General features: G+C 44.2%; 21 protein-coding genes and 1 other RNA gene. 12 read left to right on the forward strand and 10 right to left on the reverse strand.

Annotated elements, in window-relative coordinates; all coding sequences use genetic code 11:
* The first annotated feature begins 51 nt into the window (after window positions 1–51).
* From ACXAGK_RS01950 to murA, 4 genes are read left to right on the forward strand one after another with little or no spacing between them, the layout of a single operon-like run.
* The gene (locus tag ACXAGK_RS01950) at window positions 52–717 is read left to right on the forward strand and encodes an MlaC/ttg2D family ABC transporter substrate-binding protein (RefSeq protein ID WP_474853736.1); all 666 of its coding nucleotides are present in this window, start codon (window positions 52–54) and stop codon (window positions 715–717) included.
* Complete coding sequence (locus ACXAGK_RS01955) at window positions 714–1,022, forward strand: STAS domain-containing protein (RefSeq protein WP_474853738.1); 309 nt, start codon at window positions 714–716, stop codon at window positions 1,020–1,022. The genes ACXAGK_RS01950 and ACXAGK_RS01955 overlap by 4 nt, the downstream gene beginning before the upstream one ends.
* Before the next feature lie 29 nt (window positions 1,023–1,051).
* Window positions 1,052–1,309: a BolA family protein gene (locus ACXAGK_RS01960; RefSeq protein WP_474853740.1), complete on the forward strand. Its 258-nt coding sequence runs from the start codon at window positions 1,052–1,054 to the stop codon at window positions 1,307–1,309.
* Window positions 1,310–1,321: 12 nt separating this feature from the next.
* Complete coding sequence (gene murA / locus ACXAGK_RS01965) at window positions 1,322–2,584, forward strand: UDP-N-acetylglucosamine 1-carboxyvinyltransferase (RefSeq protein WP_474853742.1); 1,263 nt, start codon at window positions 1,322–1,324, stop codon at window positions 2,582–2,584.
* Between the two features lie 147 nt (window positions 2,585–2,731).
* Here the strand turns inward: murA and ACXAGK_RS01970 are convergent, their stop codons facing one another.
* The 3 genes from ACXAGK_RS01970 to ACXAGK_RS01980 form a co-directional block, all read right to left on the reverse strand.
* Window positions 2,732–3,802, reverse strand: a complete 1,071-nt coding sequence (locus ACXAGK_RS01970) for a trypsin-like peptidase domain-containing protein (RefSeq protein ID WP_179982451.1) — start codon at window positions 3,800–3,802, stop codon at window positions 2,732–2,734.
* A gap of 306 nt (window positions 3,803–4,108) precedes the next feature.
* Window positions 4,109–5,470: a DegQ family serine endoprotease gene (locus tag ACXAGK_RS01975; RefSeq protein ID WP_474809327.1), complete on the reverse strand. Its 1,362-nt coding sequence runs from the start codon at window positions 5,468–5,470 to the stop codon at window positions 4,109–4,111.
* A gap of 88 nt (window positions 5,471–5,558) precedes the next feature.
* Window positions 5,559–5,996 carry a ZapG family protein gene (locus ACXAGK_RS01980; protein ID WP_118490195.1) on the reverse strand — a complete coding sequence of 146 codons (438 nt, stop codon included), beginning with the start codon at window positions 5,994–5,996 and terminating at the stop codon, window positions 5,559–5,561.
* 255 nt (window positions 5,997–6,251) lie between these two features.
* On the opposite strand from ACXAGK_RS01980, the gene zapE reads away from it, so the two are divergent.
* Both zapE and ACXAGK_RS01990 read left to right on the forward strand, forming a co-directional pair.
* Window positions 6,252–7,349 carry a cell division protein ZapE gene (gene zapE / locus ACXAGK_RS01985; protein ID WP_474853744.1) on the forward strand — a complete coding sequence of 366 codons (1,098 nt, stop codon included), beginning with the start codon at window positions 6,252–6,254 and terminating at the stop codon, window positions 7,347–7,349.
* Window positions 7,350–7,656: 307 nt separating this feature from the next.
* Window positions 7,657–8,385 carry a YebC/PmpR family DNA-binding transcriptional regulator gene (locus ACXAGK_RS01990; RefSeq protein ID WP_024015752.1) on the forward strand — a complete coding sequence of 243 codons (729 nt, stop codon included), beginning with the start codon at window positions 7,657–7,659 and terminating at the stop codon, window positions 8,383–8,385.
* A gap of 74 nt (window positions 8,386–8,459) precedes the next feature.
* Here the strand turns inward: ACXAGK_RS01990 and ACXAGK_RS01995 are convergent, their stop codons facing one another.
* From ACXAGK_RS01995 to ACXAGK_RS02005, 3 genes are read right to left on the reverse strand one after another with little or no spacing between them, the layout of a single operon-like run.
* Window positions 8,460–8,894 carry a group I truncated hemoglobin gene (locus ACXAGK_RS01995; protein ID WP_179982453.1) on the reverse strand — a complete coding sequence of 145 codons (435 nt, stop codon included), beginning with the start codon at window positions 8,892–8,894 and terminating at the stop codon, window positions 8,460–8,462.
* A gap of 16 nt (window positions 8,895–8,910) precedes the next feature.
* Window positions 8,911–9,858, reverse strand: a complete 948-nt coding sequence (locus tag ACXAGK_RS02000; protein WP_474853746.1) for a DUF3034 family protein — start codon at window positions 9,856–9,858, stop codon at window positions 8,911–8,913.
* A 51-nt stretch (window positions 9,859–9,909) separates the two neighbouring features.
* On the reverse strand, window positions 9,910–11,844 hold the full coding sequence (locus tag ACXAGK_RS02005) for a putative bifunctional diguanylate cyclase/phosphodiesterase (protein ID WP_474853748.1): 1,935 nt from the start codon (window positions 11,842–11,844) through the stop codon (window positions 9,910–9,912).
* A 337-nt stretch (window positions 11,845–12,181) separates the two neighbouring features.
* Between ACXAGK_RS02005 and ACXAGK_RS02010 the strand changes: the two genes are divergently transcribed.
* From ACXAGK_RS02010 to rnpB, 5 genes are all read left to right on the forward strand, one after another.
* Window positions 12,182–12,838, forward strand: a complete 657-nt coding sequence (locus tag ACXAGK_RS02010; RefSeq protein WP_474853750.1) for an NAD(P)H-dependent oxidoreductase — start codon at window positions 12,182–12,184, stop codon at window positions 12,836–12,838.
* A gap of 235 nt (window positions 12,839–13,073) precedes the next feature.
* A complete protein-coding gene (locus tag ACXAGK_RS02015) occupies window positions 13,074–13,388 on the forward strand; it encodes a hypothetical protein (protein ID WP_474853751.1) in 315 nt (104 codons plus the stop codon).
* Window positions 13,389–13,471: 83 nt separating this feature from the next.
* Window positions 13,472–16,036 (forward strand): protein translocase subunit SecD, encoded by a 2,565-nt coding sequence (secD, locus tag ACXAGK_RS02020; RefSeq protein ID WP_474853752.1) that lies wholly within the window; start codon window positions 13,472–13,474, stop codon window positions 16,034–16,036.
* A 171-nt stretch (window positions 16,037–16,207) separates the two neighbouring features.
* Complete coding sequence (locus ACXAGK_RS02025; RefSeq protein WP_474853754.1) at window positions 16,208–17,671, forward strand: potassium/proton antiporter; 1,464 nt, start codon at window positions 16,208–16,210, stop codon at window positions 17,669–17,671.
* Window positions 17,672–17,708: 37 nt separating this feature from the next.
* Window positions 17,709–18,059: RNase P RNA component class A (rnpB, locus tag ACXAGK_RS02030), an RNA gene on the forward strand.
* A gap of 164 nt (window positions 18,060–18,223) precedes the next feature.
* Here the strand turns inward: rnpB and ACXAGK_RS02035 are convergent.
* The gene (locus tag ACXAGK_RS02035; protein ID WP_474853756.1) at window positions 18,224–20,620 is read right to left on the reverse strand and encodes a TonB-dependent receptor; all 2,397 of its coding nucleotides are present in this window, start codon (window positions 20,618–20,620) and stop codon (window positions 18,224–18,226) included.
* 369 nt (window positions 20,621–20,989) lie between these two features.
* Between ACXAGK_RS02035 and ACXAGK_RS02040 the strand changes: the two genes are divergently transcribed.
* On the forward strand, window positions 20,990–21,934 hold the full coding sequence (locus tag ACXAGK_RS02040) for a DMT family transporter (protein ID WP_474853758.1): 945 nt from the start codon (window positions 20,990–20,992) through the stop codon (window positions 21,932–21,934).
* Window positions 21,935–21,953: 19 nt separating this feature from the next.
* Here the strand turns inward: ACXAGK_RS02040 and ACXAGK_RS02045 are convergent, their stop codons facing one another.
* Genes ACXAGK_RS02045 through ACXAGK_RS02055 form a run of 3 tightly spaced genes read right to left on the reverse strand, consistent with a single transcriptional unit; the run spans window position 21,954 to window position 26,796 of the window.
* Entirely contained in the window at window positions 21,954–22,718 is a 765-nt protein-coding gene (locus ACXAGK_RS02045) for a substrate-binding periplasmic protein (protein WP_474853760.1), read from the reverse strand.
* Window positions 22,719–22,741: 23 nt separating this feature from the next.
* Window positions 22,742–25,621: an ATP-binding protein gene (locus tag ACXAGK_RS02050; RefSeq protein ID WP_474853762.1), complete on the reverse strand. Its 2,880-nt coding sequence runs from the start codon at window positions 25,619–25,621 to the stop codon at window positions 22,742–22,744.
* Window positions 25,621–26,796 carry an ABC transporter substrate-binding protein gene (locus ACXAGK_RS02055; protein WP_474853764.1) on the reverse strand — a complete coding sequence of 392 codons (1,176 nt, stop codon included), beginning with the start codon at window positions 26,794–26,796 and terminating at the stop codon, window positions 25,621–25,623. Before ACXAGK_RS02055 ends, ACXAGK_RS02050 begins: the two co-directional genes overlap by 1 nt.
* Window positions 26,797–26,975: the final 179 nt, after the last annotated feature.

Raw genomic sequence — 26,975 nt, forward strand, 5'->3', positions numbered from 1 at the left:
ATACCTCATTATCAGGTCTGCTTAAAAGAGTTTGAAGTTAGGAGAGTTATTTTGAAAAAGTTTATGGTAGCGATTGGCATCTTTATGTTGTCTGTAGCAGGCATAGCCAATGCGCAAGAAGTTAATGAGCAAAACCCCTATGAGTTAGTTCAGGATGTGGCTAACCGCACATTCGAGCGAATTAAAGCGAATCAGGCTGAAATCAAAGCTGACCCTGAAATGCTACGCACTATTATGGAAGAAGAGTTGGTGCCGCACATTGACTACAAATTCGCGGCATTTATGGTACTAGGTAAACATTTTAAATCTGTGCCTCAGGAAAAGATGGGTGAGTACATCAGTGTTTTCCGTCAATATCTGGTAACTACATATGCTGTAGCAATGGGCTACTACGACAATCAAGAAGTTATCTTTGAGCCTGAATCTTCTTTTGATGACAAAAAATCAGTAACCGTGCGCGCGGTCGTTCAAGACCCAAGCCGCCCTGAAATTAAAATTGCGTTTAAAGTTCGTAAAGACAGTAAAACGAACGAGTGGAAAGCCTACGATATGGTTGCTGAAGGCATCAGCATGCTAAACAGCAAGCGTAGCGAATTTGAATCAATCCTTCGTCAAGACGGTATCGATGCAGTTATCGCACTAATGCGCGACAAAATTGGTAAGCCAGTTGAGCTTAAGCAAGGCGAGCCAATCGAAATCGAAGGAGAGGCTGAGTGAGCCTTTTCGAGGTAAACGACAAAGGTAATGTAGTGGTTCACGGTCATCTTGACCGTGAAACGCTGTCGAAGAATTTCTGGGATAGTTTGAACGGAAATGAGCGTAGCACCTTGATTAACAATAAAAGATGTCTTGTTGATTTAAGCGATGTGGAGCGCGCAGACAGTGCAGGCTTAGCGTGGCTTATTAATGCCGTTAGGGATGCAAAGCAAAATGGTGTTAGCATGACCCTTTATAAAATGCCCGAGAAGCTACAAAAGCTTGCGAAAATTAGCGACGCAGATAGCTTTTTACCCGTAGAATAAACACCATTAAGCGAATTAAGAAGTAAGTTATGGAATTGTCTGAAATTGAAAAAATCTTGAAAGATGCGTTAGATCTTCACGAAGTCCACGTAAGGGGCGAAGGTTCGCATTTTAATATCATTGCGGTTAGCGATGCATTCAATGAAATGAGCCGCGTAAAGCGCCAGCAAGCAGTGTACGCGCCTTTAGCTGATAAAATTGCAGACGGCAGCATGCATGCAATTACCATCAAGACGTTTTCAGTAAAAGACTGGGAGCGCGAGCGCCAGTTCAACATTCCTCAATAATAGGCGTCGCTCGTGGATAAACTTGTAATAAAAAAGAGCCCTGCACTTAACGGTACAGTGCGTATCTCTGGTGCAAAGAACGCGGCACTGCCGCTGTTGATGACCAGCCTACTTACCGATTCCCCTTGTCGTTATACTAATGTTCCTCGTCTTAGAGACATCAATACCACCACGGCGCTTTTGCGCGAACTAGGCGTAGAAGTAGCCCTACCGGCACCTAACGATATCGTTATTGATGCCAGCACACTCCAAAGCGTCACTGCGTCGTATGAGTTAGTACGTACTATGCGTGCATCTATCTTGGTGCTTGGGCCGTTGCTGGCTAAGCAAGGCAAAGCGAATGTCTCTTTACCTGGCGGTTGTGCCATTGGTGCACGCCCGGTAAACCTTCATTTAACTGGCCTCGAAAAGATGGGCGCTAAAATTGAAGTAGACGAAGGCTATATCCGTGCTGAGGTTGATGGTCGTCTAAAGGGCGCTCGTATCTTTATGGATATGGTGAGTGTAGGCGCTACCGAAAACCTTCTGATGGCAGCAGCTTTGGCAGACGGCACGACTATTTTAGAAAACGCCGCGCGTGAACCTGAAATTGTTGATTTGGCTAACTGTCTTATTCAGATGGGCGCCAAAATCAAAGGTGCAGGAAGCGATAAAATTACCATTGAAGGTGTAGAAACCTTAAACGGTTGTGATTATGCTGTACTGCCAGATCGCATTGAAACAGGTACTTTCTTGGTAGCGGCTGCCGTAACCGGCGGAAAAATTCGCTGTACCCATGCAGCACCAGATACGTTAGATGCTGTACTAGACAAACTAGAGCAAGCGGGTGCGAAGATCACCGTGGGCGAAGACTGGATTGAGCTAGATATGGAAGGGCGTAAGCCTCAGGCTGTGCGTGTTAAAACTGCACCGCACCCGGCATTCCCTACTGATATGCAGGCTCAGTTTGTTACCCTAAACTGCGTAGCCGAAGGTACAGGCGTAATTACCGAAACGATTTTTGAAAATCGCTTTATGCATGTGCCAGAGTTACAACGCATGGGCGCAGAAATCGCACTTGAAGCTAACTCAGCCGTGTCAAAAGGCAGTTCAAGCTTGAAAGGGGCGCCAGTAATGGCTACTGACCTTCGCGCCTCAGCAAGCTTGGTTATCGCTGGTCTGATCGCAGACGGTGAGACTCACGTAAATCGTATTTACCACTTAGATCGTGGTTATGAATCGATAGAAGAGAAATTGGGTGGCTTAGGAGCCATCATCGAGCGAGTTAAAGAGTAAACCTTATACCTTGCACAAGAAAAAGCGCCGCATTTTCCAATGCGGCGCTTTTTTATATATAAAAATTTACTACCTAATTTTTTCCCAGATGCTTTCTACAAGCGTTATAGAAGTTTAAGCGTTAACTGTTGGTAAATGCTACTAAGGCTATTGTCCCGCTCGGAGTTCTCCAACAGTTGCTGTCAGGGTAATGGATTGCCCATCGCGGCTAAGTTCAATCTCAAGCTCAGTGCCAGGCTCTGTTTCAGCAATCATATCCAGCGTTTTAGATGCGCTTTCTAAACGCACACCATCAATGGCTACTATGATGTCTCCAGGGCGAATACCAGCAATGTCAGCAGGGCTGCCTTTAGCTACCGCCTGTACATCAATGCCTGGGCGGTTGCGATTTTCTCCACCTACAAAGCCAAGCTGTCCGCGCACAACCCGGCCATTACTGATAATCTCATCCATAACGCGCTTAGCCAGTTCGTAAGGAACAGCAAAGTTAATTCCATCTACATTGCGTGCGCGATTGTTAGAATCCAGCACCTGGAAATTGGCGTTGGTGATACCCAGCAAAATGCCATTACTATCTACCAAAGCACCACCCGAGTTTCCTTGGTTTAATACAGCATCGGTTTGAATGAAATCCACATAGTTCGACAGGCCATTGCGACCTGCTCTACTTACGATCCCTTGGGTTATGGTTTGCCCCAAGTCGAAGGGGTTGCCTATTGCCATTACTACGTCGCCGACATGGGTATCGGGTTCTGAAACCTGAGGAATAATGTGTAAGTTGTCAGCCGTGACTTTCAATACGGCAAGGTCAGTGAGTGGGTCGGTACCTACAATTTGTGCTTCTAAAATACGACCGTCTTGCACTGCTACGTAAATACTGTCGGCATTGGCAACAACGTGGTGGCAGGTAAGCAGGTAGCCATTCTCTGTCATGATAACGCCAGAACCCAAATTGGTGCGTCCACGAGATTGATTTCGAAATAGACCTGAGCCGTTTTCGATACTAACACTATAAATGTTCACGACAGCTGGTGCGGACCGGCTCAACGCTGAAAAATAGCTTTCGCGACTGGCGCTAACAGATGGCTCATTAAAAAAGCCTTGGGCGAGCCCCTTACCTTGCCTAAGTTCTGGCAAAAAAATCAACAGTAGAGCCGCAACGGCAACGCCTAGGATGATAGATTTTAGTAAGAAGTTAAATATTGAGCGGCCAGTCACAAGTCACACTTATTGTTGTCTGTTGCACTTACTCCATACGTACCGTTATTGAGGTACTACTTCACAAATTAAAAGCGCAACAATCTGAATTTATCGTTATTAATGTAAAGGATATCACTTTATTCACTAAACTACCGTAATGAAGCGCAAATTTTGTGTAACTCAATACGACAGAAAAGATGGTTAGAAAGTAAGCTAATGTGGATAGGGCTAAGGGGATAGTTTAGCTCAATAAAAAACGGCGCTTTAAAAGCGCCGTTTAACATGTATTCCTGCTTAGGAATTAGTAATTTTGAGAACTGAGCTCTACTGTCTGATAACCAAGTAAAGGGTAGAGTTACCGCGTTTTACATTAAGTGCGATAACGCCTTTGGCTTCGTCTAGCGCGTTTCTGAACTCCGCAACCGTTGATGTGCGAACGCGGTTAACGCCAATGATCACATCTTCAGATTGAAGGCCGATACGCGCCGCAGGTGCACCACGCTCAATCTCAGATACGACTACACCAGCATTGCCAGCATCGTCTGTGCCATTAGACAGTGTGGCGCCTTCTAGGGCTGGGTGAATCTGAGCCGCAGTTACCGTGGTATCAGTAGCATCGTCTAATACAACGTCTACGTTCATTTTCTTGCCTTTACGCATAACGGTTAGCTCAACCTCTGCGCCAGCCCCCATACTCGCAATTTTTGCACGCAGTTCTTGGAAGCTGTGAAGCTTGCGACCGTTAATCGCCGTAATAATATCACCTGCTTGAAGACCGCCTTTCTCTGCAGCCGAGTCAGGCTGTACTTCGCTTACGAACGCACCAATATTAACTTCGGCATTCATAGCTTCAGCAAGGCCCGCATCAATATCACTACCTAGAATACCCAGAAGGCCACGGCGTACTTCACCATATTCAGCGATTTGATCAACAAGGCTTTTCATCATATTGGCAGGGATAGCAAAACCAATACCCACGTTGCCGCCATTAGGGCCAAAAATAGCGGTATTGATACCAACCAACTCACCGTGAAGGTTAACCAATGCGCCACCTGAGTTACCCCGGTTAATTGCTGCGTCAGTTTGAATGAAGTCTTCGTAACCGCCTATGTTTAAGCCTGAACGGCCTAAAGCACTTACAATGCCTGACGTTACCGTTTGAGAGAGACCGAAAGGATTACCAATGGCGACTACAAAATCACCAACCCGTAGTACGTCAGAATCGGCAAGCGGCAACGCTTTTAAATCATCCGGCTCAATCTTAAGCAAAGCGATATCACTTTGCTCATCAGAGCCCAACTTTTTCGCTTTGAACTCACGTCCGTCTGTTAATTTAACGGTGATTTCGTCCGCGTTATCGACAACATGATTGTTGGTAACTACATAACCTTTGTCAGCATCAATAATGACACCAGAACCAAGACCACGGAAAGGACGTTCTTGAACTTGCTCTTGCGGTGCACCAAAGAAGTAGCGAAACATTTCTGGTACGCGCTGTGTAGAAGTTTGCGTACCTTCCACTGCGATACTGACTACCGCAGGTGTCGCTTCTTCGAGCATAGGGGCTAAAGACGGCACTTCGTCTTTTGAATCAGAAAAGAACGGTAACGCCGCCTGCGTACTAGCAGTAAAGCCCAGTGAACTTACAACAACGGCAGACGCCAATAGACAATGGCGGAAAGACATTTTCATGTTCGCTTACACTCCTTCATGTTATATGCGACATAGCATGGTTTCACTAAAAGAGTCTGACGCTGGAATAAAGTTCCCGATGTTACTGTTTTTCTGCGTTATTCTGCTCAGAACCGCCGACGAACAACCCAGACCCTGTATTCGCAAAGTCTTTTGGTTGAGTATCAGAAACACGATTTACTTTAGACTTGTCAGTCCCTTTCAAATTATTGCGTAAATAGGTTGTAGCTTGCTCCCCATAAAAAGGAACTTTGCTGTCTTCTTCATCGCTGCCTTGTTCAAGCAGCATTTCGTATTCTTCTATCTGTTGTTTTAGCGTTTCGCACTGACTCTCAATGCTTTCTAAGCTTTGACGAGTTTGATGTATATGATGCTGCGCCTGTTGTGCGAGGATCTCTTTAACTTGCTTCTCAGTTTGTGCAGCATTACCTGCGCCTTGCTTTTGTTGAAGAAAGCGACCAGCGAAAAAGCCAATAATTAAACCAACAACTAACAAAGCAAGAGATACTAACAATTCCATTATATTCTCCGAATAAATCTACATCGTGCAGCCGACCCTTCTTTCTACGATCTAAAAGCTGCTTTCGACCATATGCTGAATATAGCAAGGTCAAACCCGAAAAGCGCATACATAGTTTCATTTATTCAGTGTATGTCGAATTTCAATGTGAGATTCTACCGTGATTTCCATTAAAATTAAGGTCATAATTGAGAAATTCAAGCAGGTCGGTGCAGCAAGCGCCGCTATTGACTTTTGTACGGAGTGGTTTCGGCGATGACGCCATGGGAAAAATATCAGCTAGATCTTCAGTCGTCTGATTTTCATTATGACGCGGCACAAGAAAATGCAGTAAAAGAACTTCAGCGTTTGTACGATGAATTGACCGAGCCCAAAAAGAAAATGACTTGGCGGGTAAAGTTAAAAGCTGCGTTTGGGAAAGGACATGCCAAGCCAGGTATTCAAGGCATTTACTTTTATGGCGGGGTAGGGCGAGGTAAAACCTATTTAGTAGATACCTTCTACGATTGCTTGCCTTTTGAAAAGAAAATGCGCGTGCATTTTCACCGCTTTATGTATCGCGTGCACGACGAACTTAAGCAGCTTAAAAGCGAACAAGATCCTTTGAAGTTGGTGGCGGCAAAGCTGGCAAAAGAAGCACGAGTTATCTGTTTTGACGAGTTTTTCGTATCCGATATTACTGATGCCATGATTTTAGGCACGTTAATGGAAGAGTTATTTGGTCACGGTATTGTGCTGGTGGCAACCTCTAACATAGTGCCTGACGATTTGTATAAAAACGGATTGCAGCGTGCGCGATTCTTACCAGCCATCGACTTACTAAATCAGAATACCCGCGTGGTAAATGTTGATAGCGGTATCGATTATCGTCTAAGAACGTTAGAGCAAGCCGAAATTTATCACTATCCACTTGATGAGGAAGCCACAGAAAACTTACATAGCTACTTTTCTCAGTTAGCGCCAGAAGAAGGTTCTAAAGGTGAAGATATTGAGGTAAATAACCGGAAAATCGCAACCCTTCGAAACGCAGATGGCGTTTTGATGATCGACTTCAAAGCTCTGTGTGGCGGCCCCCGCAGCCAGAGTGACTATATTGAACTCAGTCGTTGTTATCATTCGGTGCTTTTAGCCAATGTCGCGGAAATGGGCCAGCATAATGACGATGTGGCGCGCCGCTTTATTGCGATGGTAGACGAGTTCTACGAGCGTAACGTGAAACTCATCATTTCGGCAGAAGTTGCACTGGAAAACCTTTATACCGAAGGACTACTTAACTTCGAGTTCAGACGCTGTCTTAGCCGCTTAAAGGAAATGCAGTCACACGATTATCTGGCAACCGAACATCTACCGTAAGCCAAAGTGTGTGGGGTCAGAGTACATTTACGCCTAATGTGAACGTGAGAGCACTATGCTTACATCCTTTCCGAGGGGATTCACATTGGTATTAGAGGAAAATTAAGGTAGAATTTCGCACAATTTTTCTGTGTTGCTAAATCAGCGTTTAGTTTGGGAAAGGTTGCACCTAGCAATTTTTGCAATGCCTCGTTTCGCATTAACTCCAAATAAGACAAAGCGGCGCAGCCTGATAAAAGGTTCAGGCAAATAGTACCCCGATAAAACCCAACGCAGCATTTCTAATTGCGAGAAAGAGAATTTTAAGATGGGAAGAGCATTCGAAGTTCGTAAAGCCGCCATGGCAAAAACTGCCGGCGCAAAAACTAAGGTTTATTCTAAGTACGGTAAAGAAATTTACGTGTGCGCAAAAAATGGTGGTGCCGATCCAGACACTAACCTTTCACTTCGCCGCCTAATGGAAAAAGCGAAGAAAGACCAAGTACCAAGCCACGTTATTGAAAAAGCCATCGATAAAGCCGCTGGTGGCGCTGGTGAAGACTTCCAGCCTATGCGTTACGAAGGCTTTGGCCCGGGTAACTGTATGGTTATTGTTGACTGCTTGTCTGACAATGCAAACCGCACTATTACTGAAGTTCGTAACTGCTTCACGAAAACCAATGCCAAGCTAGGTGCGCAGGGTGCGGTATCGCACATGTTCGATCACCAAGCGGTATTCCAGTTTGAAGGTGACGACGAAGACGCCATTTTAGAAGTGCTAATGGAAGCAGACGTAGACGTAACTGATGTTGAAGTTGAAGACGGCAAAGTGACGGTTTATGCGCCGCATACTGAATTCTATCAAGTAAAAACAGCGCTAACAGAAGCTTATCCAGATATCACGTTCATTGCCGATGAGATGAGCTGGATGCCTCAGACTGAAACTGAGATCAGCGAAGAAGATATGCCGATGTTTGAAAAATTCATGGACATGCTTAATGACTGTGACGACGTACAAGACGTTTACCACAACGCGATTACGCCGAGCAGTAACTAAAAAGCGCAAACCCCATGAACAAAAAACCTCGCCAATGCGAGGTTTTTTTTATGTGCTCAAACGTTTAACGGCGTTTAAAGATAAACCGTTTCGTACTTTATCGGCGCTAACTTTTTCAAAATACGATTTTCCTGTTGATAGGTAAGGCCTACATCGCGCATAGCGCCTTGAACATACTCAACCAAAATATAGAATTCACGCTCTTTGATGTTAAGACCTTTGTGAGACTCTAACATTGATTTACCATCGTACTCGCAAGGCCCACCAATAAGCTCACAGGTTTGCAAGACGAGCTGGTCTCGTAGATGCTTTTTTGGCACCCCTTTAAAGTAGTGACCAATTACAGGGTCAGTGTAAATACGGGTGATAGCCACACCATAGACAGTGTTCAGCGTTTTATGGCCACCAATTTCATCATACAGACTTTGCTTTTCAGTACTTGCACAACCAGAAAGCAAAATGTTTAGTAGCGCCAGTGCTGCAATAGGAATACATTTCAACAATTTCATATGTGGTATCTCCCCATTAAAAATTGCCATTTACCGTTAGGTAGAAGCCACTTGAGCTCTCTTGCAGCGGTAAATTACCTAAATCCACATAGGCAGCGGTAATTGAAATAGACTTATTTGGAAAGTAAGCAATAAAAGCATCAATAACCGTGTCCTCTTCGGCTAGCCCACCTAACCGATTCGTTTGCGTTCGAAACTCAGTGCCAATTGCCGTGGTGGGGCTGATTAATACTGCAACGGAGCCTTCCCACTCAACTTTTTCACTGTCGTTACCTTCAGCACCAAAACCCAATAGGCCAAACACATTTGCCTTGGTGTACCTAGCGGTTAAATTAGTGAGTAAATTATACCCTGATGGTATGCCTAGCCATAATTTAGTCGCCGAAAGGTAGATGTCAGTACCGCTGTCGTCCTTCGCACCTAACAGTAAAGGTACTCCTATTTCAGGAAGTGGAACGGTGCCATCTGGTAATGAAAGCGAACTATCAACATCTCTATTTTTTTTAAACTGGGCGCCTAAAGCGATTTGTGGGGCCCATGAGTTTTGGGTAAAAACACCATCACCGAATAATTTAACTTTTGCCCCCACAATATCTTGCTCGATAGTTGTACTGTTGGCATTGGTCACCGCGCCTTCAGTCAGTAGCGCAAAAACATTGCTGGTTAACCCGGCTGAAATATCTAGACGCTGACGCTGTACGCTAATTTCCACTCGGTCAAAAAGGCTTATGCCTGCACCAGCGGTAGTGAGAGAGTAATCGTTAAGGCTTAAGTATTGAACATTGGCAGAGTAGCTGACTTCTTCTTTACTCGTGTATCCGCTAATAAATGCCCAAGGGGTTATGCCGCCACCTGCGGTGCCTTCAAAGCCGGTAATTCCGCCCGAGGCTATTAAGCGAGAGCCGCTATCCGCGTTTACTAACGGCGATAAAAAAAGTAAGAGAAGTAACAAGCGCTTTATCATTTATTGAGCCTAATAGTGTTATTGCGGTGCTGTGATTGAGTTATCATAGCGTTATTCGCGTTCTTTGACGTTTACAGTAATCTGATTTAGCAGTTCATGCCACGGTAGTGGACGAGAAAGATAATAACCTTGTGCCCAATCGCACCCAAGGCTCTTTAAATAATCGAGTTGTGCTTCTGTCTCTACACCTTCCGCTATTACGCGAAGACCGTACAGTTTGGCAAGATTTTGAATAATCATGACCATTTTACTACGCGACTTAGAAGCAGAGAAAAGATCGTTAACGAAGGAGCGATCTATCTTCAAGCAATTGGCGGGGTAGTGAATTAGCTGGCTGAAAGCTGTATAGCCTGTTCCAAAGTCATCAAGCGCTAAAGAAACGCCTAGCTCGTTTAATGCTTTAAGCGTTTCTAGGCAGGTCATGTCACCAGCAACAAACGCTGTTTCTGTTATCTCTAATTCAACGCGTTCAGGTGAAATATTGTTTTTCAATAAAAGCGCTTTAACTTGAGAAGGGAAATTTTCGTTATTGAGTTCTACGCCAGATACATTAATGCACATTTTCCCTTCGAAGGCGCAAGAGCTTTGTAATTGCGTTAGCGCATTTAACGCATTATCAATAACCCACAAATCTATTTCTTTAACAAGGCCGGTAGATTCTGCAACGGGTATAAAGCCGTCAGGTCCAATACCCTTTAATTCTTCGCTTTGACACCTAAGCAACGCTTCCACTGCGACAATAGCGTTATCTTTGCAATCAAATATTGGCATGTATACCAGTGAAAATTGACTTTCACTGAGAGCAATTCTCAGCCCTTTTTCTATTTTTTGGCGTTGCTGCAACGCCATTGCTATATCCTTAGTGAAGAACCTATAGCAGTTGCGACCGTTATTTTTCGCATCATACATCGCCGCATCAGCATGTTGCAGCAATGTTGCTGGTTCGACTGCATCATCAGGGTAAACAGCTATACCTATACTGGCGTATACGTTATGAGAAACGCCGTCAACATCAAACCCATTGTCAAACACACGTAAAATGCGTTCTGCGGCTTTACTGGCATCTTGCGGTTTTTTCATATCAGGTAAAATTACGACGAATTCGTCCCCCGCTAGCCTGGCCAGACTATCTTTATTTGGCTTAAATAATTGGTCGCTAGGTCGAATGACTTCCCATAGCCGTTCACTAAATTCGAGTAGTAAGCGGTCTCCAGCCTCATGACCAAACTGGTCATTTACCTGTTTAAAATTATCAAGGTCGATATAAAGTAGCCCTATGCGATTCTTGTCTTTTTTAGCACGACTGATCAAACGCTGTAGATTGTTTTTAAAATTCCAGCGATTAGGGAGGCCTGTCAATGTATCGAAAAACGCCATTTGGCGGACATCGTCAGCGTGAAGTTGAATTATGGTTCGATAGGCCTGTTCTTCTGAGTAGAGCGCAGCTAAGCAAATAACGTTCAGTGCCAGCATGGTAAGAACAAAACGTATTGCCTCTACTAACGAGTAGCTGGTCATTAGTAAAAACGACAGCGGCGTGAATAGCAGAAGCAGGCTAGCAATAGTAAAAAAGGAAAAGATGACAACCGCAGGCCAAAAGCGATTAATAAAAAGGTTGATAGCCATAATTGGGTAAATCCACAGCATACCCGTATTGTCTTTTCCCCCAGTGATAAGCAATGATATAGAAAGAAAACACAGAATACTGCTAAGTACCGTGGCAGCGCGCTCCACATTACCTGAGCGTTTTAAAAGGTACAGGTTTACCAAACCGACAAACGCACAGCTTAATAGTAAGATACCAAGAAAGCGTGCGTTATTAATTAGATTAATGCTGCCTAAGGCTAGAAGAAACAGCACTCCAATAATGGTTAAGACTTGGCATAATCGATAGCGCCTGCGAAATCGGACGGCGACCATTTCTTGCTGACCCGTCGTTGAGTCATGAGTTTGAATTTGGTTCTCCAAAATACTATTAATATCCATCCAGTAAAAGGTTTTTACTTTTTTGGCGTTTAACCTAGGTTAGCCTGCTACCAATATATTGCCGTTCTTCGTAAAAGATAGACTACCTCACTAACCTATTCAATTATTCTTACGGATTATCACCTTGTCGCTTAGTTATTGATTAATATTAGGTATTTCTAATTTTTGTGTGTTTGGATAATAAGCAGAAATAAGCCCTAACTTGTAAGGATTTATCACAGTTTCAAAAATATTTTGAAACTGATTCAGCTATTAGAGGGCTTATCATTGAAAAGGTGAATCAATACCATACGCACAACTTTTAGATTGTTCTTATTTACATATTGAGGAGTTAGTTGTGTCTCATCCAATTATCGAAGATTTAAACAAGCGTTATACGGTTAAGAAGTACGATGCAAACAAACGCATCTCAGCTGACGACCTTGCTACCATTCTTGAAGCTTTGCGTCTATCAGCTTCTTCTATCAACTCTCAGCCTTGGAAGTTTGTTGTAGTAGAAAGCGATGAAGCAAAGCAGCGTTTGCACGATAGCTTTGAAAATAAGCATCAGTTTAACCAACATCACGCTAAAGAAGCATCGCATACTATTTTGTTTGCCTACGACCCTAAATTCACCAAAGAAAAATTCGTTAAGCGTGTAGATGCGGAAGTATCTTCAGGTCATTTACCCGAAGACATGCGTGAAAACTTTATGGGCGCTTATGCGTTTGCTGAAGCGAATACCGATGAAAATGGTAACAACGCCGCGTGGACTAAAGCCCAAGTTTATTTGGCATTGGGTAATGTATTACACACTTTGGCCCGTTTAGGGATAGCTTCCACACCTATGGAGGGTGTCGATCCTGACTTACTTGGCGAACTATTCAAAGAAGAATTAGACGGTCACATTTGTGAAGTGGCACTGGCTATGGGCTACGCAGATACAGAGCAAGATTGGAATCACGGCCTTCCAAAAGCGCGTTTACCAAAAGAAGACGTGATTGCAGTGGTTTAACCCTCATAGAACAGTCAGTTGTTTTAAGTAAGTGTAAAATGCAAAAGAGCGCCTTTAACGGCGCTCTTTTTATTTGTAATGCTCGTAACAGATAGCGTTGAAAATAATCTGTTTGCCCCCATCACACTGGCTTGTCTGAAATTGTATCGTTAATTAAACCAGCCTAAATATCGTGCGCGCTTTTATAAAACGCTTTTACCCTTCTTCATTTACGCCGTTTTTTGTGGCGTGGGTATTGTCGTATCTAATTGTTAGCACGGGTTTTCAGACACCTGATGTAGCGAACAATGTTGAAGTTACGTCGCAGTCTCCGCTGGCCAAATTTGTTCACAGCACGCAAAGCTACTCTCTTAGGTTTAGCACAACCAAACTAACAGATGATAAAGGCGAAAAGCTTACCGGCGCAGAGCCGCCAGGTTTAATATCGGCATCGCTAAACTTTGCTTTTTACAACGTGTTATCCACCAAGGTGCCATCAGCAGGCCCTTTCTTTACTGATAAAACGTGGGTAAAAGCGAGCCCTCGAGGTCCACCTTCCATCCTGAGTTAACCCTTTTACACGCGCTAACGTGAAAGCAAAGCTTCTTTGTTTCTCATTTAAGCGTTTTAAAACTTTATTATTCAGGATTTAAAATGGCACGATTTTCATTTCGTGGCTTTGTGTATGTGCTCATCGTTATGCTCGGTTTACTGAGCGCTGCGCCCAACATATTGCCACAATCAGTTAAACAGCAGTTACCTTCGTGGTACACCACATCAACACTATCTCTAGGCTTAGATTTACAGGGCGGATCACATCTACTCTTAGCCGCAGACACCGACGCCTTGTTTGAGAAACAACTCAACAGTTTTTCCAGCGATGTACTTAGCGAATTACGTACCCAAAACGTACGCTATACCAGAACATCTCACTCGCTTTCTTCAAAGGCGAGTAGTGAAGATAATGCTGGAAGCGTTGTATTTACCTTGCGTAATGCAGGCGATGCTAGAAAAGTTAAGGATGTTGCCTATCAAATTTCAGCTCAACCGAACGGAGCAAGTGCACTTGATGTTGCAGTAAAGCAAAACACTGTCACCCTTACACTCAACGAACTCTATTCAGAGCAATTAGTTAAGGACACATTAAGCCGAAGTGTTGAGGTTGTAAGGAAGCGTTTAAACGAAACGGGGCTTACTGAGCCCAGTGTTACCTTACAGGGTAAAGATGCGATTTTAGTGCAGATGCCAGGTATGTCTGACCCAACCCAAGTTAAAAAGCTACTGGGTACTACGGCACAAATGACCTTTCACTGGGCGGCAAACAGCCAGTCAGAACAGGTAATGAGCAAGCAAGATGCAGCGGGTAATTCCTATCGCTTAGAACAAAAAGTGGCGCTAGAAGGCGAACATATCACTGACGCGGCCGGTGTTTTAAGTAGCGAAACCGGTCAGCCGGTAGTGACGTTTCGATTAGACAGCGCAGGTGCAAAGCAGTTTGCTACTATGACCCGTGACAACATTGGCCGCGTGCTTGCTATTGTTCTTGACGATAAAGTGGTGACCGCCCCGGTTATTAACAGCGTGATCCCAGGTGGTCGTGGAGAAATTACCGGTAACTTTACGCTGCCAGAGGCTGGTAATACCGCATTAATGCTTCGCACTGGTGCGTTACCTGTGCCCCTTAATATTATAGAAGAGCGTACGGTTGGGCCTGATTTAGGTAGCGACGCTATTCAAACCGGTGTAGAAAGTGGCATAGCAGGTGCGTTGCTAGTTTTAGCATTTATGGTAGCGATTTACGGCAGGTGGGGGGCTATTGCAAGCTTTGCTCTGTGTATAAACATGGCATTGGTGTTTGGCGCGTTAACCTTATTTGGTGCAACGCTGACTCTACCTGGCATTGCAGGCTTGATTCTGACCATGGGTATGGCGGTAGATGCGAACATTTTGATTAATGAACGTATTCGTGAGGAAAGTAAAAAAGGCCGCCCTGCAGCTAGTGCAATAGAAGTGGGCTTTGAAAAAGCATTTGCAACAATAGTAGATTCAAACTTCACCACATTAATTGCAGTAAGCTTGTTGTTAATGTTTGGTAGTGGGCCTATCAAAGGGTTTGCCATTACCATTGCCCTTGGGCTTGTATCTTCAGTATTTACTGCGGTCGCCTTAACTAAAATGTTGATGCTAAAAGCGGTTAAGTTGAAAAAAAGAAACACGAGAGATCGCACGCCCATGCGCTTCTCGTCGCCGCTACTGCGGTTGAGTGATAAGCTAAGCGGTATCAATTTTCTGGCTAAACGTAAGATTGCATTAGCTATTTCGGTAGTGCTAACAGTGCTCTCAATTGGTTTATTTGCCAAACCAGGTTTACATTATGGTGTCGATTTTACCGGCGGCACCATGATTGAATTGACCGCACCAAGCCTTTCTACCGACGAGCTGCGCAATGTCATTGAAAGTAATGGCTTTGATCAGATAGCAATTCAAGAATACGGCAGTGAGCATCACTATTTGTTGCGCGCTCCTGTTCTAGATAGCGGTGGTGAGCTTGAAAATAGTAATGCAAAGCAGACTGATGCCCTAAAACGTGCGATTTCACAGGCTGACGAGCAGGTAAGTTTTGATAAGATTGATATGGTTGGACCGAAAGTCAGCGGAGGCTTCGCAGAGCTATCAATTCTTGCGCTGCTTATCGCAGGAGGCGGCATGTTGGTGTACTTGTGGGCGCGTTTTGAAGCGCATTTCGCGACGGCAGCACTGCTTACCGTGTTACTGGATTTAACCAAAACCATAGGCTTTTTCGCGTTAACCGGTATCGAGTTTAACTTAACCGCAGTAGCAGCGTTATTAGCGCTTATTGGTTATTCAATTAACGATAAAGTGGTGGTACTTGATCGCATCCGTGAACTATTACGTTTAGACCCAACCAAACCTTTAGCAAGTACTATCAATGAAGCGGTAAACAGCACGTTAAGTCGCACGGTATTTACGTCCGTCACTACGCTGCTGGCCCTGTTGCCAATGGCTTTATTTGGTGGTGACGCAGTAGAAAGTTTTGCAGTGCCTATGGTTTTTGCTGTTGTAATTGGCACGTCTTCAACCTTGTTTATCACCTCTACATTATTGTATTTGTTGGGTAGTAGAAGAGAGAAACAGGGGAAAGCACAGTTAAAGCCCACTGCGAAAGAAATTAAGGCTTCGTTGTCGCATATCCCTTAGGCGACAAGAGTTCCTTAACTTTATTACCCTGCCGCGTTTTTGTATCTGAATACCCTTTGTACCTCAATACTTTGGCACAAAAACGCGGTAAGGTAGCAGTATTAACAGGAACCCTCGATGCGTACTTCCAGCTTTTCGTAAGCATGCATCAGTGGCAATAAGGAACGTATAATGTTTGCAGTTGATCACATTATTTTACTTAGCGCAGTGCTGGCCATCTTAGGTGTGCTGGCCAGTAAGCTATCTCCGCGCTTTGGCGTACCTGTTTTGGTGCTATTCCTCGGTGTAGGCATGCTGGCCGGTGAAGATGGGATTGGCCGAATTTTCTTTGATAATGCCGATGCCGCCCATGCTATAGGTACATTCGCGCTTATCCTTATTCTGTTTGATGGCGGACTGCAAACATCTAAAAAGTCTATAATTCAAGCATGGAAGCCAGCGGCTTTGCTCGCCACCTTGGGCGTGGTGGGCACGGCAGTTCTCACTGGTGTGGCCGCTATGGTTATTCTAGATTTACCGCTTTATAAAGGCTTATTGCTTGGCGCTATCGTGGGGTCAACTGATGCAGCTGCAGTATTTTCTGTTTTGCGAAATGCCGGTATACGCATTCCCGCTAAGATTAAGTCGACGCTGGAGCTGGAAAGTGCGTCGAACGACCCTATGGCCATATTCCTCACTATTGGTCTTATTACACTTATTCAAGACAGCACCACTAAGCCAGTGGACTTACTTGCCCTGTTTGCCAGTCAAATGGGGGTGGGAGCGATAGTGGGGCTTACCATTGGCGGGATCGCAGTGTGGCTTTTCAGGCGTGTGACATTAATGGCCATAGGTTTGTATCCCGTTTTTGTGATGTTATTTGGTGTATTGTCTTTTGGCCTTGCTGCGAATTTAAACGGCAGTGGCTTCCTCGCTACTTTCATCACTGGCGTAATAGTGGGCAACAGCCGCTTTGCGTATCAGCGTAATACCTTTGTGTTTCTCGACGGGCTGGCTTGGTTGGGGCAAATTGCCATGTTCGTTATTCTCGGCTTGCTCGTTACACCCACTGAGCTTTTCGTAAACTGGAAGGAAGGCTTACTCATTGCGTTTGTGCTTATTTTTATTGCCCGTCCGCTGGTGGTTATGCCTATTTTGTTGCTTTCAAAATTCTCTTTCAAGGCATCATTGCTCATATCATGGGTAGGGTTGCGCGGTTCGGTGCCAATTATCTTGGCTATTTTTCCGCTAATATTTGGTATGCCTTACGCTGAACTAATTTTCAATGTGGTGTTCTTTATTGTGCTTATTTCAGCCCTGCTACAGGGCTCAACCTTGCCCTATGCGGCGCGCAAGTTAGGTTTAGTATTAGAAGACCAAGTAAAGGAATCGAGCACGCTGGAAATTGTGAAAGTTGCCAAAAGTAAGCGCGAACTTATAGAGATAGAAGTATCCAAGTTATCGCCGGCGTTAAACAAAACTATCAGTGAAATATCGCTTCCTGACAATACAGTAGTGGCCATGATTGCCCGTGGTGAAGAAACTCTTATACCTAAGGGCAGCACCAAAATAGAAACGGGTGATCAGATTTTTATTATCACAAAACTGCTCGATAAAAATGCTGTTGAGCAATGCTTTTACAACGAGCAGGAATAGGGTGCTATTGTAGGGCACTTCATGTAGAATGCGCCGCGGAGTTGGCCAGGCAATCGCCGCTTTCGTAAGAAAGGGGAGGAAAGTCCGGGCTCCAAAGGGCAGGGTGCCAGATAACGTCTGGGCGGCGTGAGCCGACGACAAGTGCAGCAGAGAGAAGACCGCCTAAGCATGTTTACATGCCGGTAAGGCTGAAAGGGTGCGGTAAGAGCGCACCGCACCTCTGGTAACAGAGTGTGGCAAGGTAAACTCCACCCGGAGCAAGACCAAATAGGATCCCTCAACGTGTGGCCCGCATGGGGATCGGGTAGGTTGCTTGAATCAGTGAGCGATTGCTGATCTAGAGGAATGGTTGCCCACGACAGAACCCGGCTTACGGCCAACTCCACTCTTTTCTTAGATAACTTCTCAAAGCATGTTTATTGTGCCGCTTTTAGACGATACTTTTCCCAAAGTAGATGAAGGCTATTCCTTTAGCGGGTGAAGGTTATTTCTATAACGGGTGAAGCCTCTACCTGAAGGGACATTCCCTCAGGCAGAGACATTTATCGCTCGTTACTGGAAGAAGTAACGGAACGTCGCGCCTACTGTGCGAGGCTGGTTCACCGTAAATCCAAGTCGAGCACGTCCACCACGTTCTCTATCAAACGAAAGCTGTGCGTTTTCATCAAACAGGTTGTTGGCGTATAGCAAGATTTCGTAGTCATCGTAGGTAAGACCAAAGCTCATGTTCATTGTACCGTAGTCGTCTAGCAACAAATCTAACTCTGTTGTTTCTGCACCGGTGGCACCACCAAAGGCAAGTCCTGAAGTGAATATACCGGCACCTGCAACTTGGTCACTAGGTTGTGTAATTCGGTCACCAACATACTGGTAAGAGCCTTGGAAGTAGGTGCTGTTTGACGAGAATAAAGGCTGCGCTAAATCATAGGTAAATGCGATAGCGAAGCTTTCTTCTGGTACTGATGCCAAACGGTTGCCATCTTCAACGCCACCTAGCACCGCACCATCACCGTCAACAACGGTTGAATCGAACTCAGCTTCGATAATGCTTCCGGTTAATGAGAAAAATAGCTGGTCGGTAAACTGACGCGTAAGTTCAAATTCAATACCTTGAGTATGCGCTTCAGGTACGTTAAATGACACACGTGACGAGCAAGAACCGGCATCCAATGTAACCTGAAGATCCTCAATATCGTTATAGAAAGCTGAAACGTTTGCTGTCCAGCCCCGTCCTGACGATTTCATGCCTATCTCATAGTTTGTGAGCTTTTCATCGTCATAGTCTTGGAACGAACCAAAGATGGCTTCGTCTTGGTCGGTACACAAGCTTCTATTTAGCGGGTCATTTACACCACCAAGTCTAAAGCCTTGCGATACTTGGGCATTTAAATTCACGTTTTCGTTAAGGCTATACTGACCAATTACGCGTGATGTGAAGCCGTCTGACTCTGTCGAATCAGTTTGGTTGTCGCCGTTGGCGAATAAGCCGCCGGAAATAAACTGACGCTCTTCTTCATAATCGTAAAAGCGAGAGCCCACGGTCATTTTGAAGTCATCATTAACTTGATAGTTTACTTCACCAAACACAGCAAGCTGCTTTAAGTCGTAAGGCAAGTAGGCGTTGTATGGCGAATCGGCTTCAAAGCCATTGGCAACCGCTGCTGACGTGCCTTCACCTAACGTAGCATCTGTAAACGCATCATAACCGGGGGTAGGAAGTGATTGGTCGTAAACGCGTTCAGTTGATGAGTAGAAAGCGCCAACTAACCAGTCTAGTGCGCCATCGCCATTAGACGCGGCGCGAAGCTCAAAGGTATCTTGCTCTACTTCCGTTCTGTCTAATAAGTTCGACGGTAATAATACGGCTTCATCCGGAAAACCTAAGTCGATACTTACCGAACCGGAAAGTGCGCTGGCATCACGGCTAACCAGTATATCTCGGTCGGTATAGCTATAAACAAAGGTAAAGTCGGCAACATCAGCTTGATATTCAGCGGTTACATCAGCTATCAAGGTTTCATCAGTAAACCCTTCCTCAAGCAACAGATACTGTTCGCGCTCACCTAATTGAATAGCAGGACGTGACGTGGTGTAAGGGTTTGCAAACACGTTATAGACTTCTTCCCTATTAAACCCGTTCATCTCGAGTTCTTGGTAGATCAGTCGTGGCGTTATGGTGAGTTTATCATTAGGTGCGATAACAAACGCTACGCGTCCGCCAGTTCTGTCACCGTCATTAACGTCTTCGTTAAACGCGCCATTTTCACCTAACGCATCAATAAACCCCGCATAATCGGTACGATATACCACCGCGCGCATAGCAACTGTATCTGAAATTGGCACGTTTACCATGCCTTTTACGTGACCGCCCACGCCGCCGTCTGTCACACTATTAAGGTTAGCTTCAAACTTACCTTCAAATGTGTCTAATTCAGGCTGGTTGGTAATGTAACGAAGGGTCCCGCCGATTGAGCCAGATCCGAAAAGTGTACCCTGCGGTCCACGTAGAGTTTCTATGCGGTTAAGATCAAAAAGATCGAGATCTGGGGTAAACAGAGATAGTGAAATAACGCTTTCATCAAGATAGACGCCTACTTGCTCTTTAACGCCAGGTTGGTCACGCACTATTTGCCCTGCCGATACGCCACGCATTGAAACCTGGCTTTGGCCTGGCCCTAAATTTTGAATAGAGACGCTTGCCACATTTCTAGCTACATCTTCTAAGTTACCCGCGCCGCTGCGTTCAAAGTCTCGCTGCGTTTGCGCGTTAATTGAAAAAGGAATGTCTTCAATGGATTCAGCGCGCTTTGTAGCGGTTACTATAATCTGCTCAAAGTTATCGTCATCCGCTTGTTGTGTGTCCTGTGCAATTGCACCAGAGCTAAGCAGCCCCATTACCGCAATGCTAAGTGTGCTTCGTCTAAACGAAGGTTTTTTTATTTTAAACATAAGTCCATCCAAGGTGGTTGTTTCTATTTTGTTATTAGGCAAGGGTGTAATGTGGCAAAAAAAGTTGTCTTTTTCTATATCTGGAGAAACAAATATTTCTACTTTAGTAGTAAGGGGTGGTTTTGATTTTTTTATGTTGCTTTTTTGTTAACTGTTGTTATGACCTGAAAATGCGTCTAAAAGGTCAAAATAAGTGTCTATCAGGCTAATTACATCGTAAATAATCTAGGTATGATCCCGCTTAGATGAGGTTTAGCTTTTACATAAAAATATCTTAGTTCTAGCAAACGGCTGATGAAAAGATATTCAAAGTGCAAACCCCTTACCTAAGCAGAAGAGCGAAAACGAAAGTCATACGAGAGAGGTGCAATGGAAAAGCCAGTAAAAGCCAATGAACTACTAAAAGGTATGCTAGCAATTGTTGTTGCAAGTTTTCTGTGGGGGACAACAGGTACTGCAGCACAGTTTGCGCCCGAAATCAGCCCATTGGCCATCGGTGCATTTGCAATGGGAATAGGTGGCGTTCTGCTTTGCTTAAGTGCTAGAAAATCGCTAGTAGAAGATGCCCGAGTCCTATTGGCTAAACCACTTACCTTTCTGTTTGGTAGTGCTTGCGTAGCAATCTATCCGCTCGCTTTTTACAGCGCTATGCGCTTGTCAGGTGTAGCCATAGGTACTGTAGTATCTATCGCTAGCGCACCTTTATTCGCGGCGCTTTTAGAATATTTTCTAAGTAAAAAGCCTGTATCTTTAAAATGGTTTATAAGCTTTATATTCGGCGCATTGGGAATTGGCCTTCTAGCTATGGGCAAAGCAGAGGGGGCATTGGAACTATCAGCCTCTAAAAGTAATCAGGTATTCGGCGTTATTTTGGGGTTAATTGCTGGTTTAACTTATGCGGGATATTCGTGGGCTGCAAAACAACACATTGACACTGGCGCAAACTCAAAGTCTGCTATGGCCGGGCTGTTCGGCTGCGCTGCAATTGTCCTACTGCCCTCACTTTGGTTTACCGGTCAGAACCTCTTTGATACCGTAATTCACACTAGCGTGTCACTTTATATGGCCGTGGTGCCTATGTTTTTTGGATATTTATTATTTGGTTATGGTCTTCGCACTACTGAAGCCAGTAAAGCTACGCTTATTACACTAATAGAACCACTGGTTGCGACACTTTTCGCTATCTTCCTTATTGGTGAAGTCTTCAAGCCGGTGGGGTGGGTTGGCATGACGCTAGTGTGTCTTTGCCTTTTAATCCAGTCGATTAAATTTCCTTTTGCTCTAAAGCGCTATGGCAGAAAAGCAGCGGCGTAATGTCGAAATAGCGTGCAGCTTATAATGAGAAGTCAGAATACTTGTCAAGTATTCTATCAATTTGACCCGTTTGTTTTAGTTCAGCGATAGCATGGTTAATGGCAGAAAGCTTATCTTTATGACGATTGTGAACACGCAACGCCATTTTGCCCGCGGTATGGATGGGCCCCAAGGCAATTTTCATTTCGTGAATTGAAGACCAGTAACGGGCCGATGCCTCCTCCATTATGATGACATCTACCCTTTTTGCACCTAGGGCTAAGATAAGGTTGCTCTCGGCTTGAAAATCCATTCTGACGAACTTATCAGAATCAAAATACACATAGCCGGAGATCATCCCTACAGTTTCACCGTAGATAGAGGCGACGGTTTGGTATCGGCTATGGTTTTCAGGCAGAGTAATAAAGTGTTCTGTGATGTCTATAATGGGATCTGAGAAAGTGAAGTCGGCTGCGGGCTCATCTTTAGACAGCCAGCTTGGACTGAAGAAGTCGAAATCAAGATCGCCTGTTTTAAATGCAAGCATGGCGCGTTTGGTAGACAGCATGACTTTTTCCGTCTTAATACCTGCTTTATTCATAATAAGGGGGAGAATTTCAACTAGAATACCGGCCCTATCTTCGTCGACAGCATTTTCGTACGGGATAGAGCTGCCTGATGTTCCAAGATTATACCTCAACACTTCATCGGCAGTCGCGCCACCGCAAAAAAACGAAACGTTAACCAATAAACTTAACGAAACAACTATTTGGATAAGAGGTGTTAATACTGTTAATGCATACACTCAAGATGTCCTAATATAATAGGTTAATGAACTACGCTTTCTTTAGTCTTTCTTTCAATACTTGCCCAATGATCGACTTTATCGATAAGGTCTTCAGCATCGAAGGGCTTACTTAAATAATCGTCCATTCCCGCTTCAACACAGCGCTCTTTATCACCTTTCATTGCATTTGCGGTCAGGGCGATAATCGGAACGTTGAGGTAACGCTCTCCAGCTTCACCGTTTCTAATGCGCTTAGTTGCTTCAAAACCATCCATTTCCGGCATCTGACAATCCATCAAGATGACATCAAAGGTCACCTTCATTTTATTTAGAGCCTCTAGTGCTTCTAAACCAGATTTGGCGCTAAGGGTAGTATGGTTGCTGAGATGCTGTTTCACGATTATTTGATTGATATCGTTATCTTCAACAATAAGTACTTTACGTTTTTTACCTTTCTCTCGTTTTAACGAAGAGGCGTGGTGCACAGGGACCAGCAAAGTTTCATCCGCGGGCTCAAGAGAAATAGTAAAAGAGAACGTACTTCCGTGACCTTTTACACTTTCAAGTTTAATGTTGCCACCCATAAGTTCGCAAAGTTGTTTGCTAATTGATAAACCCAGACCGGTTCCGCCGAACTTGCGGGTGGTTGATAAGTCTTCTTGCGTGAAGACATCAAAAATAGTGCTTTGCTTGTCTTGCGCAATACCTATTCCCGTGTCTTTTACGCTACATAAAAGTGTAAGGCTGTCGTCTGCGTTTTGTTTAATGCTAGTGGTAACTTCAATGCATCCAGAGTCAGTAAACTTGACTGCGTTGCCCAGCAAGTTCGACAAAATTTGCCTGAAACGTACGTCATCACCTTGTACAACGTGGAACCCTTGTAGATCAAAGTGGAAGTGTAGCTCAAGACCTTTTTCCTGGCACATGATGGCGTACTGACTTTGAAGGTTCTCAAGGGACTCTAAAATGTCGAAAGGGTTCTCTTCAATCTGTAGCTGACCTGCTTCAATTTTAGAAAAGTCCAAAATGTCATTTACGATATGTAAAAGGCCTTGAATACTAAACTTAGCGAGTGAAAGGTAATGCTTCTGCTCTTCGGTAAGTTCAGAGTTTGCCATTAGCTGCAAAACACCAGATATACCGTGGATAGGCGTGCGTATTTCGTGGCTCATACTTGCTAAGAAGCTAGACTTCAGTCGAGCAGACTCTTCGGCTTTCTCTCTCGCTTCTTGAAGGTATTGCTCTGTTTGTCGTTGCTGCGTAACATCTTGCTGAAAACCGATGTAATGCGTCACTTCGCCATTGGTTTTAACTGGTGTTAAATTTAGTCGGTTATAAAAGGCGCTGCCGTCTTTTCTGTAGTTAAGTAGTGTAGTTTCAATAGGCTCACGTGTCGCAATGGCTTTACGAATTTGCTCAACAGTTTGCTTACTGGTTTCATCACCTTGCATAGAGCGACAGTTGTGCCCAATCATTTCACTTCGTTTGTAGCCAGTTAATTCTTCAAATGCACCATTTACATAAATAATTGGCTGTCCGACCCGTTTAACGTCAGAAATAATAATTGAAACAGTTGCTTCATCCATGGCATGGGTAAGCACATTTACGTGACTTTCTAATGCGCGCTGCTCGGTAACGTCATTTCCTACATATATATCACCACGAATATTGCCATTTGCATCGGCAAGGGAGGCTTTTGTCCAGCGAATATAACGTTCTTTGCCCGAATTCACTGAAAAGTGCGTCAGCTCATCGCTTAGTTGTGTCGCTAGCTTCCGTACTATCAGCTTTAATATTGCACTCTTTTCACCGTATTGGTCATCGCAAAAAATGTCGAAGCGTTTGTTTGAAATGAGAATTTCTTGATTCTGATCGACCACTACCAGCATGTCGCCCATCGATTCTAATACATTCGAAAACTGTTCGTTAGACATTGAGACCTCGGTCAAATCCCAAATAAGCTTATCGAAAGCGGCTCGAATGTCGGCTAACTCTTTTGCCTCAACTTGCGACTCATTGTTTAAAGATGTCTTATTGTCACTATTAAGGCGATTTTTAATATCGTCATAAAGCGTTGAAAGGGTTCGCTCGGCCAAGGTTCCGGTCATACTCACCATATGCAATATAATGAAAATGAACCCCACAACCATTGCTAATAAAACAATGCCTGTCCAGGCAACCTCTCTGTATGCAGTAATAGTTGGTTTAACGCTATATAACTGAAGGTTCTTCCAGCTTGTTTGCTTAATAGAATAGCCACTTTGGTTAAACGCTAAAAAGCTTGAGTTTGGCGCTATTAAAGAGGGCTCGCTACTAAATAGTACGTTTCCGTTTGAATCTGTGACTAACTGGTTAGTCAGTCTAGGGTAGGGCGCGAGTAATGATTGAAGGCTATCGACGTACATGACAAGGGCACCTTCAGAGACGCCATTGAGCAGAACGGGGACGCTGATGACTACTCCGTATTTAGATACGGACGAAAAGGTGTTTGATGAGCCAAGCGTTTGCTGACGCCAAGCACTGCTTAACGACTCAGGAAGCGTAGCACTCCAGTTTTTGTCGATAACTTTCTCACCTGCAAAATCAAACAGTGCAAATTCTACAGTTTCTGCTTGGGTAAGATTTAAAGAGCGAAAAAACATAGGTAGGTAATTATCTCGCTGCTGTAAATCAACCAGCGAATTAATAATAATGTCGTTTGCCGCTAGATCGGCTAACTGACGCGTTGTATCGCTAATAATGAAGCTAATATCTTGCTCGAGCCCTTCTACCGACTGCTGCTGAAGGGCATTACTTTGCTTAACAATGAAATGAAAGGAAAGGGCAACTAGCGTAATAGACAGCACTGCTATTAGTAGCGCTAGCCTTGGGATCATGCTTGAAAGCAATAAAGAACGCAGCCTCATAGGTTCATGCTGCATTATTTCTTGCCCGTTGTTACCAAATGGCCTTTATCATTAATCTTCGTCATAAAATAATCCTTTGACCAAAGTGCATCATGCCTTTCTTTAGTGAATGGAGCTTCATAGTATTTAACAGCGCCTTGAATATCTTTGAGAGATTCTAAAGCGTTGCGCAACTCGTTAACTTGTATGCTATTAGCTTTATCGGCAGCGATAGCAATTAAATGAATTAAATCATATGCATGGGCTAAACCTGTGACACCTTCAATAGCTGCTGCATCAATAAGCCCATATTTATTATAATAGGCTTCTAACAGTTGTTTTGCCTTGTTATTTTTCTGATGGTGGAAGTGAAACGTTTGAAGAACTGATATGTCGTGCTGATTGATAGGGTTGGCTAATTGAGATGCGAACTGACCTGACGCTATACCCCAGTGAGAAACAACAGGGAGCGAGCTTAGGCCTTGTTCAGCCAATGCATCTACAACAACCACACCTTCAGGCACGTTGGTAACTAATATTACACTGTCCGCCTTCGAATCTTTTATCGCCTCAGCATCTTCAGAAAAATCTTTCTGTTGCCAATTAATCCAATAGGTTGCGCTAATGTTCACCCCTTGTTCCTGTGCCGCTTTAGTTAAAGACTCAAGGTTGGAACGTCCCCATCCTGTTCGCTCCAAGATCAAAGCGACATTAGATAACTCTCTGGATTTTACAAAGTCTATCAGTACAGACGCTGCTTCAGCGTCACGTACTGAGATTCGATAAACATTATTGGGTGAGTGAGCATTGTCTACTATGGGCGTGCCGGCGGCCCAGGGAACCAGCATGAGAACATTTTTAGCATGTATAATATCAATTTCCGCAAGCACTACGGGAGTATGTACCCCACCAACGACGGCTAGCAAGTTTGGCATTTGCGCAAACTGTTCAATGTTGTAAATACCGCGAGCAGGATTTCCTCGGTGATCTTTCGCAATCACTTTGAGTGTACGGCCAAGTATCCCCCCATTTGCGTTAATTTCCTCAACGGCTAGCTCTACGCCTCTGGTAATAGCAACGCCTCCCTCTACAGCAACTGCTGAGAGATCTGCATCAATACCAATAATTAAAGGCTCTTGAGTACTGTCAGCTCGGCATGAATTAAAGGATATAAAGCAGAGGAGCGCTGATAGAAGAAGATATACACGCATGAATTAGCTACCTGATTGACTACTCTTAAAAGTGTATAGCAATGTGCAGGGCGTTTTATTATTTACGCATTATCCTTTAGTCTAAATTTGCTTGTTATGTAAGCAGTCTTTCTATGAGTTTGCGTTCACTCTTCTTTTTGGAATAACCAATGTGGCACGATTCTGCTATTAAACACAAG

This window comes from Alteromonas sp. ABM1_013 (assembly GCF_056160505.1).

What these genes read in the sequence shown, in the direction of transcription:
- ACXAGK_RS01975 (WP_474809327.1), bottom strand. Translation starts at nt 5,470, where the DNA reads ATGTCTTTCCGCCATTGTCTATTGGCGTCTGCCGTTGTTGTAAGTTCA.
- ACXAGK_RS02000 (WP_474853746.1), bottom strand. Translation starts at nt 9,858, where the DNA reads ATGATAAAGCGCTTGTTACTTCTCTTACTTTTTTTATCGCCGTTAGTA.
- ACXAGK_RS01980 (WP_118490195.1), bottom strand. Translation starts at nt 5,996, where the DNA reads ATGGAATTGTTAGTATCTCTTGCTTTGTTAGTTGTTGGTTTAATTATT.
- zapE (WP_474853744.1), top strand. Translation starts at nt 6,252, where the DNA reads ATGACGCCATGGGAAAAATATCAGCTAGATCTTCAGTCGTCTGATTTT.
- ACXAGK_RS02005 (WP_474853748.1), bottom strand. Translation starts at nt 11,844, where the DNA reads ATGGATATTAATAGTATTTTGGAGAACCAAATTCAAACTCATGACTCA.
- ACXAGK_RS02035 (WP_474853756.1), bottom strand. Translation starts at nt 20,620, where the DNA reads ATGTTTAAAATAAAAAAACCTTCGTTTAGACGAAGCACACTTAGCATT.
- ACXAGK_RS02050 (WP_474853762.1), bottom strand. Translation starts at nt 25,621, where the DNA reads ATGCAGCATGAACCTATGAGGCTGCGTTCTTTATTGCTTTCAAGCATG.
- ACXAGK_RS02025 (WP_474853754.1), top strand. Translation starts at nt 16,208, where the DNA reads ATGTTTGCAGTTGATCACATTATTTTACTTAGCGCAGTGCTGGCCATC.
- ACXAGK_RS02040 (WP_474853758.1), top strand. Translation starts at nt 20,990, where the DNA reads ATGGAAAAGCCAGTAAAAGCCAATGAACTACTAAAAGGTATGCTAGCA.
- ACXAGK_RS01995 (WP_179982453.1), bottom strand. Translation starts at nt 8,894, where the DNA reads ATGAAATTGTTGAAATGTATTCCTATTGCAGCACTGGCGCTACTAAAC.
- ACXAGK_RS01960 (WP_474853740.1), top strand. Translation starts at nt 1,052, where the DNA reads ATGGAATTGTCTGAAATTGAAAAAATCTTGAAAGATGCGTTAGATCTT.
- ACXAGK_RS02055 (WP_474853764.1), bottom strand. Translation starts at nt 26,796, where the DNA reads ATGCGTGTATATCTTCTTCTATCAGCGCTCCTCTGCTTTATATCCTTT.
- ACXAGK_RS01990 (WP_024015752.1), top strand. Translation starts at nt 7,657, where the DNA reads ATGGGAAGAGCATTCGAAGTTCGTAAAGCCGCCATGGCAAAAACTGCC.
- secD (WP_474853752.1), top strand. Translation starts at nt 13,472, where the DNA reads ATGGCACGATTTTCATTTCGTGGCTTTGTGTATGTGCTCATCGTTATG.